16 protein-coding genes are annotated in these 13,371 nt (G+C 71.3%); 3 read left to right on the top strand and 13 right to left on the bottom strand.

All coding sequences use genetic code 11. The features are described from left to right. Positions 1-203: 203 nt before the first annotated feature. On the top strand, positions 204-839 hold the full coding sequence (locus tag ACTWQO_RS35385) for an SCO3374 family protein (RefSeq protein ID WP_443241467.1): 636 nt from the start codon (positions 204-206) through the stop codon (positions 837-839). 9 nt (positions 840-848) lie between these two features. Here the strand turns inward: ACTWQO_RS35385 and ACTWQO_RS35380 are convergent, their stop codons facing one another. The 10 genes from ACTWQO_RS35380 to ACTWQO_RS35335 form a co-directional block, all read right to left on the bottom strand. Then, a complete protein-coding gene (locus tag ACTWQO_RS35380; protein ID WP_210577987.1) occupies positions 849-1,184 on the bottom strand; it encodes a histone-like nucleoid-structuring protein Lsr2 in 336 nt (111 codons plus the stop codon). Positions 1,185-1,409: 225 nt separating this feature from the next. Then, positions 1,410-1,943: an amino-acid N-acetyltransferase gene (locus ACTWQO_RS35375; RefSeq protein ID WP_301983040.1), complete on the bottom strand. Its 534-nt coding sequence runs from the start codon at positions 1,941-1,943 to the stop codon at positions 1,410-1,412. 9 nt (positions 1,944-1,952) lie between these two features. Next, positions 1,953-2,405 carry a BlaI/MecI/CopY family transcriptional regulator gene (locus tag ACTWQO_RS35370; RefSeq protein ID WP_443241486.1) on the bottom strand — a complete coding sequence of 151 codons (453 nt, stop codon included), beginning with the start codon at positions 2,403-2,405 and terminating at the stop codon, positions 1,953-1,955. Between the two features lie 137 nt (positions 2,406-2,542). Beyond that, the gene (locus tag ACTWQO_RS35365) at positions 2,543-2,722 is read right to left on the bottom strand and encodes a hypothetical protein (protein WP_301983038.1); all 180 of its coding nucleotides are present in this window, start codon (positions 2,720-2,722) and stop codon (positions 2,543-2,545) included. Positions 2,723-2,801: 79 nt separating this feature from the next. After that, positions 2,802-3,509: a hypothetical protein gene (locus ACTWQO_RS35360; RefSeq protein WP_443241485.1), complete on the bottom strand. Its 708-nt coding sequence runs from the start codon at positions 3,507-3,509 to the stop codon at positions 2,802-2,804. Between the two features lie 195 nt (positions 3,510-3,704). Continuing rightward, positions 3,705-4,502 (bottom strand): type III pantothenate kinase, encoded by a 798-nt coding sequence (locus ACTWQO_RS35355; RefSeq protein ID WP_443241466.1) that lies wholly within the window; start codon positions 4,500-4,502, stop codon positions 3,705-3,707. 3 nt (positions 4,503-4,505) lie between these two features. Further along, positions 4,506-5,483, bottom strand: coding sequence for a carboxylating nicotinate-nucleotide diphosphorylase (gene nadC, locus ACTWQO_RS35350; RefSeq protein ID WP_443241484.1), 978 nt, complete (start codon positions 5,481-5,483; stop codon positions 4,506-4,508). A 5-nt stretch (positions 5,484-5,488) separates the two neighbouring features. Further along, the gene (locus ACTWQO_RS35345) at positions 5,489-7,219 is read right to left on the bottom strand and encodes an L-aspartate oxidase (protein WP_443241465.1); all 1,731 of its coding nucleotides are present in this window, start codon (positions 7,217-7,219) and stop codon (positions 5,489-5,491) included. Beyond that, positions 7,216-8,217: a pantoate--beta-alanine ligase gene (panC, locus tag ACTWQO_RS35340; RefSeq protein WP_443241464.1), complete on the bottom strand. Its 1,002-nt coding sequence runs from the start codon at positions 8,215-8,217 to the stop codon at positions 7,216-7,218. Before panC ends, ACTWQO_RS35345 begins: the two co-directional genes overlap by 4 nt. Next, positions 8,214-9,143, bottom strand: a complete 930-nt coding sequence (locus tag ACTWQO_RS35335) for a Rossmann-like and DUF2520 domain-containing protein (protein WP_443241463.1) — start codon at positions 9,141-9,143, stop codon at positions 8,214-8,216. Before ACTWQO_RS35335 ends, panC begins: the two co-directional genes overlap by 4 nt. Positions 9,144-9,280: 137 nt before the next feature. Between ACTWQO_RS35335 and ACTWQO_RS35330 the strand changes: the two genes are divergently transcribed. Further along, positions 9,281-10,477: a threonine aldolase family protein gene (locus tag ACTWQO_RS35330; protein ID WP_443241462.1), complete on the top strand. Its 1,197-nt coding sequence runs from the start codon at positions 9,281-9,283 to the stop codon at positions 10,475-10,477. On the opposite strand, the gene ACTWQO_RS35325 is transcribed toward ACTWQO_RS35330, so the two are convergent. Further along, positions 10,467-10,682: a hypothetical protein gene (locus tag ACTWQO_RS35325; RefSeq protein ID WP_443241461.1), complete on the bottom strand. Its 216-nt coding sequence runs from the start codon at positions 10,680-10,682 to the stop codon at positions 10,467-10,469. The two genes, ACTWQO_RS35330 and ACTWQO_RS35325, sit on opposite strands and share 11 nt — an antisense overlap. A gap of 157 nt (positions 10,683-10,839) precedes the next feature. On the opposite strand from ACTWQO_RS35325, the gene ACTWQO_RS35320 reads away from it, so the two are divergent. Continuing rightward, entirely contained in the window at positions 10,840-11,946 is a 1,107-nt protein-coding gene (locus ACTWQO_RS35320; protein WP_443241460.1) for a DUF5937 family protein, read from the top strand. Between the two features lie 12 nt (positions 11,947-11,958). Here ACTWQO_RS35320 and ACTWQO_RS35315 read toward each other — a convergent pair whose 3' ends face one another. After that, a complete protein-coding gene (locus tag ACTWQO_RS35315) occupies positions 11,959-12,591 on the bottom strand; it encodes an ATP-binding protein (protein ID WP_443241459.1) in 633 nt (210 codons plus the stop codon). Between the two features lie 33 nt (positions 12,592-12,624). Beyond that, positions 12,625-13,296 (bottom strand): response regulator, encoded by a 672-nt coding sequence (locus tag ACTWQO_RS35310; RefSeq protein WP_443241458.1) that lies wholly within the window; start codon positions 13,294-13,296, stop codon positions 12,625-12,627. Positions 13,297-13,371 lie beyond the last annotated feature (75 nt).

Genomic DNA, 13,371 nt, shown 5'->3' with positions numbered 1-13,371 from the left:
CCTGTCCTGCGTGTCGCCCCCTCTCACTAGGGATGTCTTACCCGCTCGCACTGACAGTCCATGCCGCGTGACCGGGTTCCCTCCGCTACGGGCGAACAACCTTGCACCACCCCGCACCCCCGCACGCCCCCTCTTCCAGCACTCTGTGCACTCACTTGAACACACAACGTAACCTGCACGATCCCTCGGCAGTTGCGCTTGGCATGGTTGCCACCGGCCGATCGGCTTCGCCCGCGATCTCCACGCTTTCCCCAGCGGTCCCCTTCCCCCGGCAGCCGCTCGATCCGAGCGATCAGGTCCGCCGGTGGTACGAGAACGAACTGGGATGGGCGACGGTGCCCGGGAACCCCGTACGACTTCCCCTGGGCCTGCGCTTCGACGTCCTGGACGTGCCGGCCGAGGCGGGCCGGTCCGCGCTGCGCCACCTGGTGCCGGGTTCCCCGGTGGCGGTGCAGGGCGACCGGATGCGGCTGCTGGTGGCCGCGGGCAGCAGGGAGGAGCTGCCCGGGCTGCTGGACTGGCTGGAGTGGGGCACGCTGGCGCTCGACCTGTCGGCGATCGGCGAGGGTGGCCTCATGGACGCACCCGTGCCTCCGGGATGGGGCTCCGCCATGGGAGCCCGGCCGCCGTCGATCCGGTCCGCAGCCCTCCGGGGGGCCGCCGTGTGGCTGCGACCCCCCGAGCCGGGACGCGAGGTCGAAGCCTCGCTGCCGACGCTGTCGGCTCTGGGGGGCGGTGGAGGCGCCCCCGATCTCGTGCGACTTCTGGACACGGTGGCAACGCACTGCCACCGATTGCGGCTGCGGCGCGCTTGCGCTCAGCCATTGGCCTTGTCATAGGCCTCGCGATCAGGCGTTCGCCTTCTCGTATGCCTCGCGAATGGTCGCGGGAACACGGCCGCGGTCGTTGACCTCGTAACCGTTCTCCTTCGCCCAGGCGCGGATCTGCGCGGTGTCCTGGCTGCCACCCGAAGCGGCGCGCGCCTTTCCGCGTCCACCCGAAGCACGGCCTCCGGTACGACGACCACCCTTCACGTAAGGCTCGAGAAGGCCGCGCAGCTTGTCCGCATTGGCTGTCGTGAGATCGATCTCGTACGTCTTGCCGTCCAGCGCGAACGTCACGGTCTCGTCCGCCTCGCCGCCGTCGAGGTCGTCGACAAGAAGGACCTGAACCTTCTGTGCCACCGGATTTCCTTTCATCGATAACTTGAGGGCCTGGGGTCTGCGGCGTCCGCCGTTTCGCCGTCCCCTGTTATATGCAGTACTGCAGTACGTCGGAAAGCAAACCGCTTTTGCTGGAAAAACACAAACCCCTGGGAGAGACCCACTGGTCATCCCCGGTCCGGAAACATGCGCGTTTCGGACATAGGGAACCTGGGCAGCGCAGTCCGCTTGAAATCTCGTTGGCGATCACAGATGCAGAAGCATCCGGCTGTTGCCCAAGGTGTTCGGTTTCACTCGTTCGAGACCGAGGAACTCCGCGACGCCCTCGTCATAGGAACGCAGCAGCTCCGCGTAGACATCGGTGTCAACAGGTGTCTCGCCGATCTCGACGAAGCCGTGCTTGCTGAAGAAGTCCACTTCGAAGGTCAGGCAGAATACGCGGCGAACGCCGAGCCAGCGCGCGGTGTGCAGCAACTTCTCCAGCAACTGATGCCCGACACCGGCACCCTTCAGACCGGGCTTCACCGCGAGAGTGCGCACTTCGGCGAGGTCTTCCCACATCACATGCAGGGCGCCGCAGCCGACCACGTCGGCGTTGTCGTCCCGTTCCGCGACCCAGAACTCCTGGATGTCCTCGTAAAGGGTCACGGTGGCTTTGTCGAGCAGGATCCGGTCGCGGACGTAGGTGTCGAGGAGTCGACGCACCGCCGGTACATCGCGGGTGCGGGCCCGGCGGACGGTGATGGCTTTTGCGGTGACTTCGGGACGCTCTGCTGACATGAGCGGACGCTATCGCCCGCCCGCCTCCGGCGCCGAGCCGGGGTTCTCCCCGCCGGTATCGCGTTCGGCGCTATCGGTGGCGCCGGCCTCTTCGGTGGGTTCGGCGGATTCTTCCGGGTCTCCGACGACGCGGATGGCGTCCCGCAGGGCCTGCCGCTGTTCGTCGCTCATCATCCCGAAGAAGGCGACGAGAGCGGCGGCCGGGTTGTCACTCTGCGACCAGGCCTCGTTCATCAGCGCGGCGGCGTAGGCGGCCCGGGTGGAGACCGCCTCATATCGATAGGCCCGGCCTTCCGCCTCGCGGCGCACCCAGCCCTTCTGATGGAGATTGTCCAAAACGGTCATCACCGTGGTGTAGGCGATGGACCGTTCCTGCTGAAGATCTTCCAGGACTTCTCGAACGGTCACCGGGCGGTTCCACTTCCACACCCGCGTCATGACCGCGTCTTCGAGTTCTCCCAATGGGCGAGGCACAACTCGACACAATAGTGGGAGATCTCCGTATTGGCGTCCGGGACGGGCGCAGGGAGAACAAACGGGAACGAAAAGGGCGTACGACTCGAAAGTGCCCGAGGGGCACGGGAGCCGTACGCCGTACGTCAGGCGTCGGTGCCGGAGGGGGTCTGGCGGGCGCCCTCCACGCGCGCGATGGCGGCGTCGACGGCCGCGTCCTCCTTGGCCTTGTTGGCCCCGCCCTGGCTCCTCACGATCACCCGGATCACACCGATGAAGAACACGGCCATCACGGCCGGGGGCAGCAGCGCGGAGACATAGTCCATGCGACCAGGGTAGCCACGGGGCGGGGAGCGGGCGGTGCCGGGTTGAGGGTTTTCGCCTGCCTGTACCGATGCGTGCCACTCAACCTGCGACGACGAGCTGCCCTGACGGGTTCGCGGGCGGCGGGGCGGGTTTGCGGCGCGGGAAGACCTCGCCCGGGGTGGGGATGGGGCGAGCGGGCTTCGGGGCGGCCGGGGCGGGGGCGGGCTTGGGGGCCGGCTTCTCGGCGGGCTTCTTCTCGGGCTTACGTCCGGGGTCCTCCGCCGCGTCCGCGGCGAGCCCGCCGGGAAGCGCTGTGAGGCGCGTCCGGGAGGCTGGGGCGCCGGGTGCGAGGGGCGCCGCGGGTCGCCCCGCACGGGGCGCGAGACGGGCACGTACGCCCGTCCCGCCCGGCTCATCCCGCCCGTCCTGCGGGTCCCGCCCGCCCTGCTGGTCCCGCTGCTCCCGCCCGGCGAGCTTTCGGCAGCGGTCGAGGAGGGCGGCCGCGGCGGGGTTGCCGCGCAGCGCCCGGAGTGCGGTGAGGTCGTCGGGGACCGGCCGGTACCCCGCGCGCAGCGCCTCCCCCAGCAGCGCGAGATAGCCGGCGGCGGTTCCGGGCAGGGCGGTGCGGTACCGAGCGACGTCGGCCACCAGGAAGGCCCGCATCCGCGCCCCCTCACGCATCGCCTCGTCGAGGGACTCGGCAAGGCGAAGGCAGTCCTGGACGTCCTCGGCCGAGACCGGGCTGGGCTGAAGGGCGAGGGCGAGAGCGCGGCGGAGCACACGCAGCTCCTCCACACCGAACGCCATGCCGCCGCGGTATCCGTATGGCGTGGGCATGAGGTGACGATACGCGCTAATCAGACAATCCCGGACACATCACCCGGGTGTGGCGCAAGAGCCACCCACCCGGACGCGACAACCACGAGAACCGCCGTCCAGACCCCTGACTGCTCAGTGCCGGTGGGGACAGTGCTGCCAGTCCGGTGGCACGCCGGACGCGAGTCACATGCGCGAGACGTTCCGCTCGTAGACCAGCCGCAGCCCGATCAACGTCAGCCAGGGCTCATGCTCATCGATCACCGAGGACTCACCCAGCACCATCGGCGCCAGCCCACCCGTGGCGATCACCGTCACATCATCCGGATCCTCGGCCAACTCCCGCGCCATCCGGTGCACCACACCGTCCACCTGCCCGGCGAACCCGTACACGATCCCCGACTGCATCGCCTCGACCGTGTTCTTGCCGATCACGCTCCGCGGCCGCGCCACCTCGATCTTCCGCAACTGCGCGCCCTTGACGCCGAGCGCCTCGACGGAGATCTCGATACCGGGCGCGATGACCCCGCCGATGTACTCCCCGCGCGCGCTGACCGCGTCGAACGTCGTCGCCGTGCCGAAGTCCACGACGATCGCGGGCCCGCCGTACAGCTCGACCGCCGCCACGGCGTTGATGATCCGGTCCGCGCCGACTTCCTTGGGGTTGTCGGTGAGGATCGGCACGCCCGTCTTGACGCCCGGCTCGACCAGTACGGCCGGCACATCGCCGTAGTACCGCCGCGTCACCTCACGCAGCTCGTGCAGCACGCTCGGCACGGTCGCACAGATCGCGATCCCGTCGATGCCGTCGCCCAGCTCCTCTCCGAGGAGGGGATGCATGCCCATGAGGCCCTGCAGCAGTACCGCCAGCTCGTCGGCCGTGCGGCGCGCGTCCGTGGAGATCCGCCAGTGCTCGACGATGTCCTCGCCGTCGAACAGGCCGAGGACGGTGTGCGTGTTGCCGACGTCGATCGTGAGGAGCATGACTTACTCCGCCTCACGGAGGTCGAGGCCGATGTCCAGGATCGGCGAGGAGTGGGTGAGGGCTCCGACTGCTAGGTAGTCCACGCCGGTGTCCGCGTAGGCCTTCGCGTTCTCCAGGGTGAGCCGCCCGGAGGCCTCCAGGGCGGCCCGGCCGTGCACGAGGGCCACCGCCTCCTCGCACTCACCCGGCGTGAAGTTGTCCAGGAGGATCAGATCGGCGCCCGCGTCCACGACGTCGCGCAGCTGGTGCAGGGTGTCGACCTCGACCTCGATCGGTACGTCGGGGAAGGCCTCCCGTACGGCCTTGAAGGCCTGCGCGACACCGCCCGCGGCGACCACGTGGTTGTCCTTGACCAGGGCCGCGTCGGACAGCGACATCCGGTGGTTCACGCCGCCGCCGCAGCGCACCGCGTACTTCTCCAGCGACCGGAGCCCCGGCGTCGTCTTCCGGGTGTCGCGGACCTTCGCCTTCGTGCCCTCCAGAACGTCCGCCCACGCGCGCGTGGCGGTCGCGATGCCCGACAGGCGGCACAGGAGGTTGAGCGCGCTGCGCTCGGCCGTCAGCAGGTCACGTGTGCGCGTGGTGACCGACAGGAGCTTCTGCCCGGCCTCCACCCGGTCGCCGTCGTCCACATGCCGCTCGACGGCGAACTCGTCCTCGCAGACCACGGAGAGCACCGCTTCGGCGACCCGGAGGCCCGCCACGACGCCCGCCTCGCGCGCGGTGAAGTCGGCGGTGGCGACGGCGTCCTCGGGGATGGTCGCGACCGTCGTCACGTCCACCCCGTGGTCGAGGTCCTCCTGGATGGCCACGTTCGCGATGTCCTCGACCTCCACGGGGTCGAGTCCGGCCTCGGCCAGCAGCTCGGCGAGCGCGGGATCGAGCCCGCACTCCAGGTACTCGTCGCCGGTGTCCGCACCGCAGGCGCAGCCGTCGCCGCAGCCGTCGTCCTGTGCGAGGGGAAGGTCGGGGGTATCCACTGCTGTCACTGCTCCTGGGGACGCTGCGCCGGATGGTGCTGCCGGGTCGGGGGGAAGTCTGCGGTATCGGTGGGGTGTACGGCGAGTGTGCGGTCCGGATTCAGCCGTACGACGATGTGGCGCCGCCATGCGGTGTCGTCGCGCTCGGCGTAGTCCTCGCGCCAGTGGCAGCCACGGGTCTCCTCGCGCTGCCGGGCGGCGGCGACCAGAACGCGGGCCACGCACAGGAGGTTGGTGGCCTCCCAGGTGTCGACGCCGGGCTCGGCCGTCTTGCCGTTCTCGTGGAGGGCGTCGCGGGCGTCGGCGTGCAGTTGCTGGAGCTGTTCGGCGGCCTTGGCGAGGGAGTCGGCGGAGCGCAGGACGCCCGCGCCCTCGGTCATGATCCGCTGGATCGCGAACCGGGTCTCGGGCTCCAGCAGGGGGTGTTCGGGTACCTCGGGGGACGGCACCGGGTGGGGCTCGCGCGCGTGGAGGCCGTTTTCGGCGTGGCTCGCCGCGATGTCCTCGGCGATGCGCTCGGCGTAGACCAGGCCCTCCAGGAGGGAGTTGGACGCGAGCCGGTTCGCGCCGTGCACGCCGGTGCAGGCGACCTCGCCGCACGCGTACAGCCCGGGGACGGTCGTACGGCCGTGGGAGTCCGTGCGGACGCCGCCGGAGGCGTAGTGGGCGGCCGGGGCGATCGGGATGGGCTGGTGGACGGGGTCGATGCCGTGGGCGCGGCAGGCGGCGAGGATCGTCGGGAAGCGGTGCTCCCACATGTCGGCGCCGAAGTGCCGGGCGTCGAGGAACATGTGCTCGGCGTCCTGCTCCTGCATGCGGCGCGTGATGCCCTTGGCGACGATGTCCCGGGGCGCCAGTTCGGCCAGCTCGTGCTGTCCGGTCATGAAGCGCACGCCGCCGGCGTCGACCAGGTGGGCGCCCTCACCGCGTACCGCCTCGGAGACGAGGGGCTGCTGGCCCTCCGCGTCCGGGCCGAGGAACAGCACGGTGGGGTGGAACTGCACGAATTCGAGGTCGGAGACCTCCGCGCCGGCGCGCAGGGCGAGCGCCACGCCGTCGCCGGTCGACACGGACGGGTTCGTCGTCGCCGAGAAGACCTGCCCCATGCCGCCGGTCGCGAGGACGACCGCGGGGGCGTGCACGGCTCCCACGCCGTCGTGCTGACCCTCGCCCATGACGTGCAGCGAGACGCCGGCGGTACGGCCGTCCGCGTCCGTCAGCAGGTCGAGCACGAGCGCGTTCTCGATCGTACGAAGCCCACGCGCGCGTACCGCCTCGACCAGCGCCCGGGAGATCTCCGCGCCGGTCGCGTCGCCCCCGGCGTGCGCGATACGGCGGCGGTGGTGGCCGCCCTCGCGGGTGAGCTCCAGCTCTCCCGCGGAGGACTCGTCGAAATGGGCGCCCGTCTCGATGAGCCGCCGCACGGCGTCCGGGCCCTCGGTGACGAGGATCCGGACGGCCTGCTCGTCGCACAGGCCCGCGCCCGCGACGAGCGTGTCGTCCTCGTGCTGTTCGGGGGTGTCGCCCTCGCCCAGGGCCGCGGCGATACCGCCCTGCGCCCAGCGGGTGGAGCCGTCGTCGAGGCGGGCCTTGGTGACGACGACCGTCGTGAGGCCGGCGGCCTCGCAGCGCAGGGCCGCGGTGAGGCCGGCGACGCCGGATCCGACGACCACCACGTCCGCGGAGATGGACCAGCCTGGGGCCGGGGCGTGCAGTCGTATGCCGGTGCTGGTCACGAGGCGGCTCCGAAGGTTCCGAACGTGAGGGGGATGTTGTCGATCAGCCGGGTCGTCCCGACCCGGGCGGCGACGGCGAGGACGGCCTCTCCGGTGAAGCCGTCCTCGATGTCGGTGAAGTCGGACGGGTCGACCAGGGCCAGATAGTCCAGTTGGAGCGGCGGGTTGAGGCGGGCCGCCTCGTCGAGGACCAGGCGGGCGGCGGCGCGAACGGCCGACGGGCCACCCGGCACCGCCTTGGCGACCGCGTGCGCGTCGGCCGCCGCGCGGGACTCCCCTATGGCGCTGAGCGCCTCGGCACGCGCGCGCGTGGCGGGCACTTCGCGAGCCCGCGCGCGTAGCGCCTCCTGCGCCGCGTGCCGGTCGAGACCCGCGAACAGCGCCTGGGACAGGGCGAGGGCCGTGCGCCGTTCCTGGGGGGACAGATAGCGGTTGCGGCTGGACAGGGCCAGGCCGTCGTCCTCGCGCACGGTCGGTACGCCGACGATCTCGACGCCGAAGTTCAGGTCCCGCACCATCCGGCGGATCAGGGCGAGTTGCTGGGCGTCCTTCTGGCCGTACAGGGCGATGTCGGGGCGGGTGAGGTGCAGCAGCTTGGCGACGACGGTGAGCATGCCGTCGAAGTGGCCGGGGCGGGAGGCGCCCTCCAGGCGTTCGCCCATGGGGCCCGCGCTGATGCGGACCTGGGGTTCGCCGCCCGGGTAGACCTCGTCCACGGACGGGGCGAACACGGCGTCCGCGCCCGACTGTTCGGCGAGCTTGAGGTCGGCGTCCAGGGTGCGCGGGTAGCGGTCGAGGTCCTCGCCCTTGCCGAACTGCAGCGGGTTGACGAAGATGGTGACGACGACCTCGCCGTCCGGGCCGGCGATCTCGCGCGCGGTGCGGATCAGGGTGGCGTGGCCCTCGTGCAGGGCGCCCATGGTCATCACGACGGCGCGACGGCCTTCACGCGCGCGTGCGTGCAGCTCACCGGAGGTGCGCAGCAGGGCGGTGGTCATCGGGCGTCCCCTTCGGTCCCGTTGGTCCCGTCGGCGAGTACCCCCAGCAGGTCCTCGGCCAGCTCCGGCTTCAGCAGACCGTGGGCAAGAGCCCGGTCGGCGGTCGCGCGGGCCATCGCCAGATAACCGGCGACGGCCTGGGGGGCGTGCCTGCGCAACTCGTTGACGTGCGCGGCGACCGTACCGGCGTCCCCGCGCGCGACGGGCCCGGTGAGGGCGGCGTCGCCGGAGCGCAGGGCGTTGTCGAGCGCAGCGCCGAGCAGCGGTCCGAGCATCCGGTCCGGGGCACCGACGCCGGCCGCGCGCAGCAGCTCCATGGACTGGGCCACCAGCGTGACCAGGTGGTTGGCGCCCAGCGCGAGGGCCGCGTGGTAGAGCGGCCGGTTCTCCTCGGCGATCCACTCGGGCTCGCCGCCCATCTCGATGACGAGGGCCTCGGCGGCCAGCCGCAGTTCGTCGGGCGCGGTCACGCCGAAGGAGCATCCGGCGAGGCGCTGGACGTCCACAGGAGTGCCGGTGAACGTCATCGCGGGGTGCAGGGCCAGCGGCAGCGCTCCGGCGCGCAGGGCGGGGTCCAGGACCTTCGCGCCATACCGTCCGGAGGTGTGCACGAGCAGCTGCCCCGGCCGTACGGCGCCGGTCTCGGCGAGGCCCTCCACCAGCGCGGGCAGGGCGTCGTCCGGAACGGTGAGCAGGACCAGGTCGGCGCGCTCGAGGACGTCGGCCGGCGGTACGAGCGGCACGTCGGGCAGCAGCAGCGCGGCCCGCTTCCTGGAGGCGTCGGAGACTCCGGAGACGGCTACCGGGCGGTGTCCGGCGAGTTGGAGGGACGCGGCCAGCGCGGGTCCCACGCGACCGGCGCCGACGACGCCGACGGTGAGCCGCGCGGGGCGGTCCTTGGGGTCTGGCTGTTGGACTGTACTCACGCGACGGAGGCCTTCCCGTTCCAGTCCGCTCTGGGTACCGGACGATTTCTCGTCATGTTAACGCGATCGGTTGCCGGGGCGTCCGGTTGTCCACAGGCTGTGGGCAGCCACACGCGCCGACCGGCATGATCCGTCGCATGAGCGATACGTCGGAACAGGGCACGAGGCAAGCCAAACCGGAGTCGGACGACGAGCGGCGCAAGCGACGCCGTGAGCGGCGCATCAGCGCGTACCGGGGCGCGGAGCGCGTGTTCGCGCGCACCAGCGTGCTCGGCACGCTCCGGGAGCGCCTGGCGGTCCTGGAGGCCGCCGAAGAGGTGTACGACCTGGATCAGACGGCGGACATGTACGGCAACGGCGTCGTCGTGGCCCTGGAGGAGAAGGTCGCCGGTCTGCTCGGCATGGAGGCCGCCGCGTTCTTCCCGACGGGCACGATGGCGCAACAGGTCGCCCTGCGCTGCTGGGCGGGCCGCACCGGCAGCCCTGTGGTCGCCCTGCACGCGCTCGCCCACCCAGAGGTCCATGAGCGCAATGCGTTCCGCGAGGTCAGCGGCCTGCGCCCGGTCCGGTTGACGAGCGAGCCCCGGCTGCCGACCGCCGCCGAGGTACGCGACTTCGAGGAACCCTTCGGGGCGCTGATGCTCGAACTCCCCCTCCGGGACGCCGGTTTCGTGCTGCCCTCCTGGGAGGAGCTCACCGAGATCGTCGAGGCGGCGCGGGAGCGCGACGCGGTGGTGCACTTCGACGGCGCGCGCCTGTGGGAAACCACCCTCCATTTCGGCCGCCCCCTGGACGAGATCGCGGACCTGGCGGACAGCGTCTACGTGTCGTTCTACAAGTCCCTGGACGCCTTCGGCGGGGCCGCCCTCGCCGGCCCCAGGACGCTGGTGGACGAGGCCAAGGCCTGGCGGCACCGGTACGGCGGCACCGTCTTCCAGCAGTTCCCGACCGTGCTGTCGGCCCTCGCCGGGCTGGAGCGCGAACTGCCCCGGCTCCCCGATTACGTACGGCACGCGCGCGTGGTCGCCGCAGCGCTGCGCGAGGGCTTCGCGGCGGCCGGGGTGCCCTGGACGCGCGTCCACCCCGAGGAGCCGCACACCAACGAGTTCCAGGTCTGGCTGCCGTACGACGCCGATGTCGTCGCCGACGTCGCGGTCCGGCAGGCCGAGGAGACCAGGACCCTGCTCTTCGCCCGGCCCTGGGAAGCCTCCGGCCCGGGGCTCGCCGTCACGGAGATCGACGTACGGGCCGCGGGCCTGGAGTGGACGGCCGAGGACGTGAAGGCGGCGGTCGCCGACTTCGCCGCCCGGCTGATCGCGCAGGTCAGCAGGTAGAGCGCGGGCGCAGACGCAGCCACCGGCTCAGGGCCTGCCGTACCCGGCCGTGGGCCGGGCGGCCCGCGAGGACCGCGCGGAAGCGCCGGTGGTCGCGCAGTTCGCGGATGACCTGCCAGTCGTGCGCGCCGGGCGCGGGCGGGTCGGGCTCGCCGAGTTGCCGGGCGCGGTAGGTGTCGAGGACGTGGTACTGGGTGATGCTCATGGCGGATCGCCTTCTCGGGTTCTCGGGACGTAGGAATCGGGCTCCGCGGCTGCCCCGGATGTCCCAGGTTGCGTCGCCGCCACCGTGACGTCGCGTCGTTTGACGGCCGCCGTCAATCGGAGACCGCGTTGTCAGTGGCGGGGTGCACCATGAGGGCATGAGCGTGAGCATCGACATCGCGGGGCTGCGGCCGGAGAGGGTCGCCGTCGTCCCCTCACCCCTGGCCGAGCTCGGCATGGCGCTGCACGCGCTGTCCGAGCCGGGGCACCATCCGGGCCTGCAGGGCTGGGTGACGAGCGTGACCGCCCGGCTCGACTCGTATCTGGCCGACCGGATGTGCGAGGCCGACTTCCTGTGGCGGACGACGTTCGCAGACCTGTTCCTGCCGTATGCGGGTATCCCGGGCGGCGCCACGCTCCCCGGCGCGACGCTCGCCGAGGAACTGGATCTGCTGGACAAGCTGACGGACGAGCAGTTCGTGGACGCGGCGCTGGAGTTCACCTGTGCGCTGCCGTACGAGGTTCCGGGCCCGCCCGTGCTCGCCGACGCCGAGTTGCGCCGCCGGGCCCTGGAGCTGGCCGCCGCGCGCGGGCCGCAGCAGTTGCAGTTCGGCCGACGGCTGTTGGACGATCCGCCGCGGATCCGGGCCTGGTTGCGGCAGTTTCTGCAGGACTGCGACGAGGCGTTCTTCGCGGACACCTGGTCGCGGCTGCGGCACCAGCTCACGGCCGACGCCCGCCACAAGACCGATCTGCTGCGGCACAAGGGGCTGGGTCAGGCGCTGGCCGCGGTGTCCCCGGCGGTGGTGCTCGACGAGGCCGCCGGACGCATCACCATCGACAAGCTCCGCCAGGGCCACAGCGTCATCTGCGACCGGAGCCTGCTGCTCGTGCCGACGAGCCTGGGCTGGCCGCATCTCCAAGTGCTGCACCGGCACGGCTGGCAGCCGGTCCTGCACTACCCGGTCGGCTCCCCGGAGCTCGCCGCGCCACCCTCGGTCGAGCAGCTGACCCTGCGAATGACCGCGCTCTCCCACCCGGTGCGCATGCAGCTGTGCCGGAATCTGGCCCGCACCACGTACACCACGAGCGAACTCGTGCAGATCCACGGCATGACGGCCCCCGAGATATCCCGGCACCTCAGCGTGCTGAAGAAGGCGGGCCTGATCACCACCCGGCGGCGTGGGCGGTATGTCCTGTACCAGCTGGACGTCACGGTGATGGCCCGGCTGGGAAGCGACTTCCTGGAGGCGCTGCTCAGGTAGCCGTCGGCCCTGTCAGTCGAACCGGATGTGCCTGATGCCGATCCGCGCCTGCCTCAGCCGCGTCCGCACCGAGCCCTCGGTGTTCGGCCTGAGCGTCAGACCAGCGAGCACGGCGATACGGTCCGCGGTCTTGGGCACGGTCGAGTGGTCCGTCCACAGATGCTCGGCGAACTCCGGCTGGTGCAGCCGCTCCAGGCAGTGGTCGAGCTGCCGTACCGCCCAACTCTCCCGGCGCAGGGGGACGTTCTTTCCGCCGACGTACGTGAGGAGGTGTCCGAAGTTGCGCTCCCGCAGCCGCTTCAGGACGGTCTCGCGCTGCGCGAGGAGGGTGAAGTGGTGTACGTCGTGGCCGAGTTCACCCAGCCGGCCGACGGTCTCCCCGAAGTAGCCGGAGTCGGTGACCGTCATGGGCGCGATCACCACGCCGTCGTGCTTGGTGAGGGCGAGATCGAGGGTCTCGACGACGCCCTGCCGCCAGGACACCAAGTCCTGGAAGTCCCCGCGCAGTTGGGGCGGCAGTGTGCGATTCAGGCCGAAGCCGACGTGCTCGGGATCGCAGACGACACTGCCGGGCAGGCGCCGCTGGATCTCGTACGCGGTCTGTGTCTTTCCGCCCCCGAAGGGGCCGTTGATCCACAGGAGCATGCGCCGACCCTACCGAGGCCCGCGCATCCGCGGTCAGCCGTGTCCGCCGGCCCGCACCAGCCCCGTCTCGTACGCCAGGACCACCACCTGGACCCGGTCCCGCAGCCCCAGCTTGGTCAGGATGCGGCCCACATGCGTCTTGACGGTGGCCTCGGACAGCACCAGCCGGGCCGCGATCTCGCCGTTGGACAGCCCTTGCGCGACCAGCACCATGACCTCCCGCTCGCGGCCGGTGAGCCGCTCCAGCGCCTTGTGCTGCGGCTCCTTGCCCGCGCTGGGCAGCATCGGCGCGAACCGGTCGAGCAGGCGCCGGGTCGTCGAGGGGGCCACGACGGCGTCGCCGCTGTGCACGGACCGGATGGCGGTCAGCAGCTCCCCGGGCGGCACGTCCTTGAGCATGAAGCCGGACGCGCCCGCCTTCAGGCCCGAGAAGGCGTACTCGTCGAGGTCGAAGGTGGTCAGGATCAGCACCTTCGGCGGATCGTCCTCGGCGCAGATGCGGCGCGTGGCCTCGACGCCGTCGAGCTTCGGCATGCGTACGTCCATCAGCACCACGTCGACGGGGGTCGAGCGCACCACCTGAAGTGCCTCGACACCGTCGCCCGCCTCCGCGACGACCTCCATGTCCGGCTGGGCGGCCAGCACCATCCGGAACCCGGTGCGCAGCAGCACCTGGTCGTCGACGAGCATCACGCGGATCGTCATCGGGGCCTCTTCCGTTCTCGTCTGTCTCGTCTGATGTCTCGTCGGGCCTGCGTCCGCCGGGGCGTGACAGGTGTC

This window comes from Streptomyces sp. 4N124, from assembly GCF_052245395.1.
Taxonomy (GTDB): domain Bacteria; phylum Actinomycetota; class Actinomycetes; order Streptomycetales; family Streptomycetaceae; genus Streptomyces.
The sequence above is the reverse complement of the archived record's forward strand: the minus strand, read 5'-3'. Positions and strand labels throughout refer to the sequence as shown.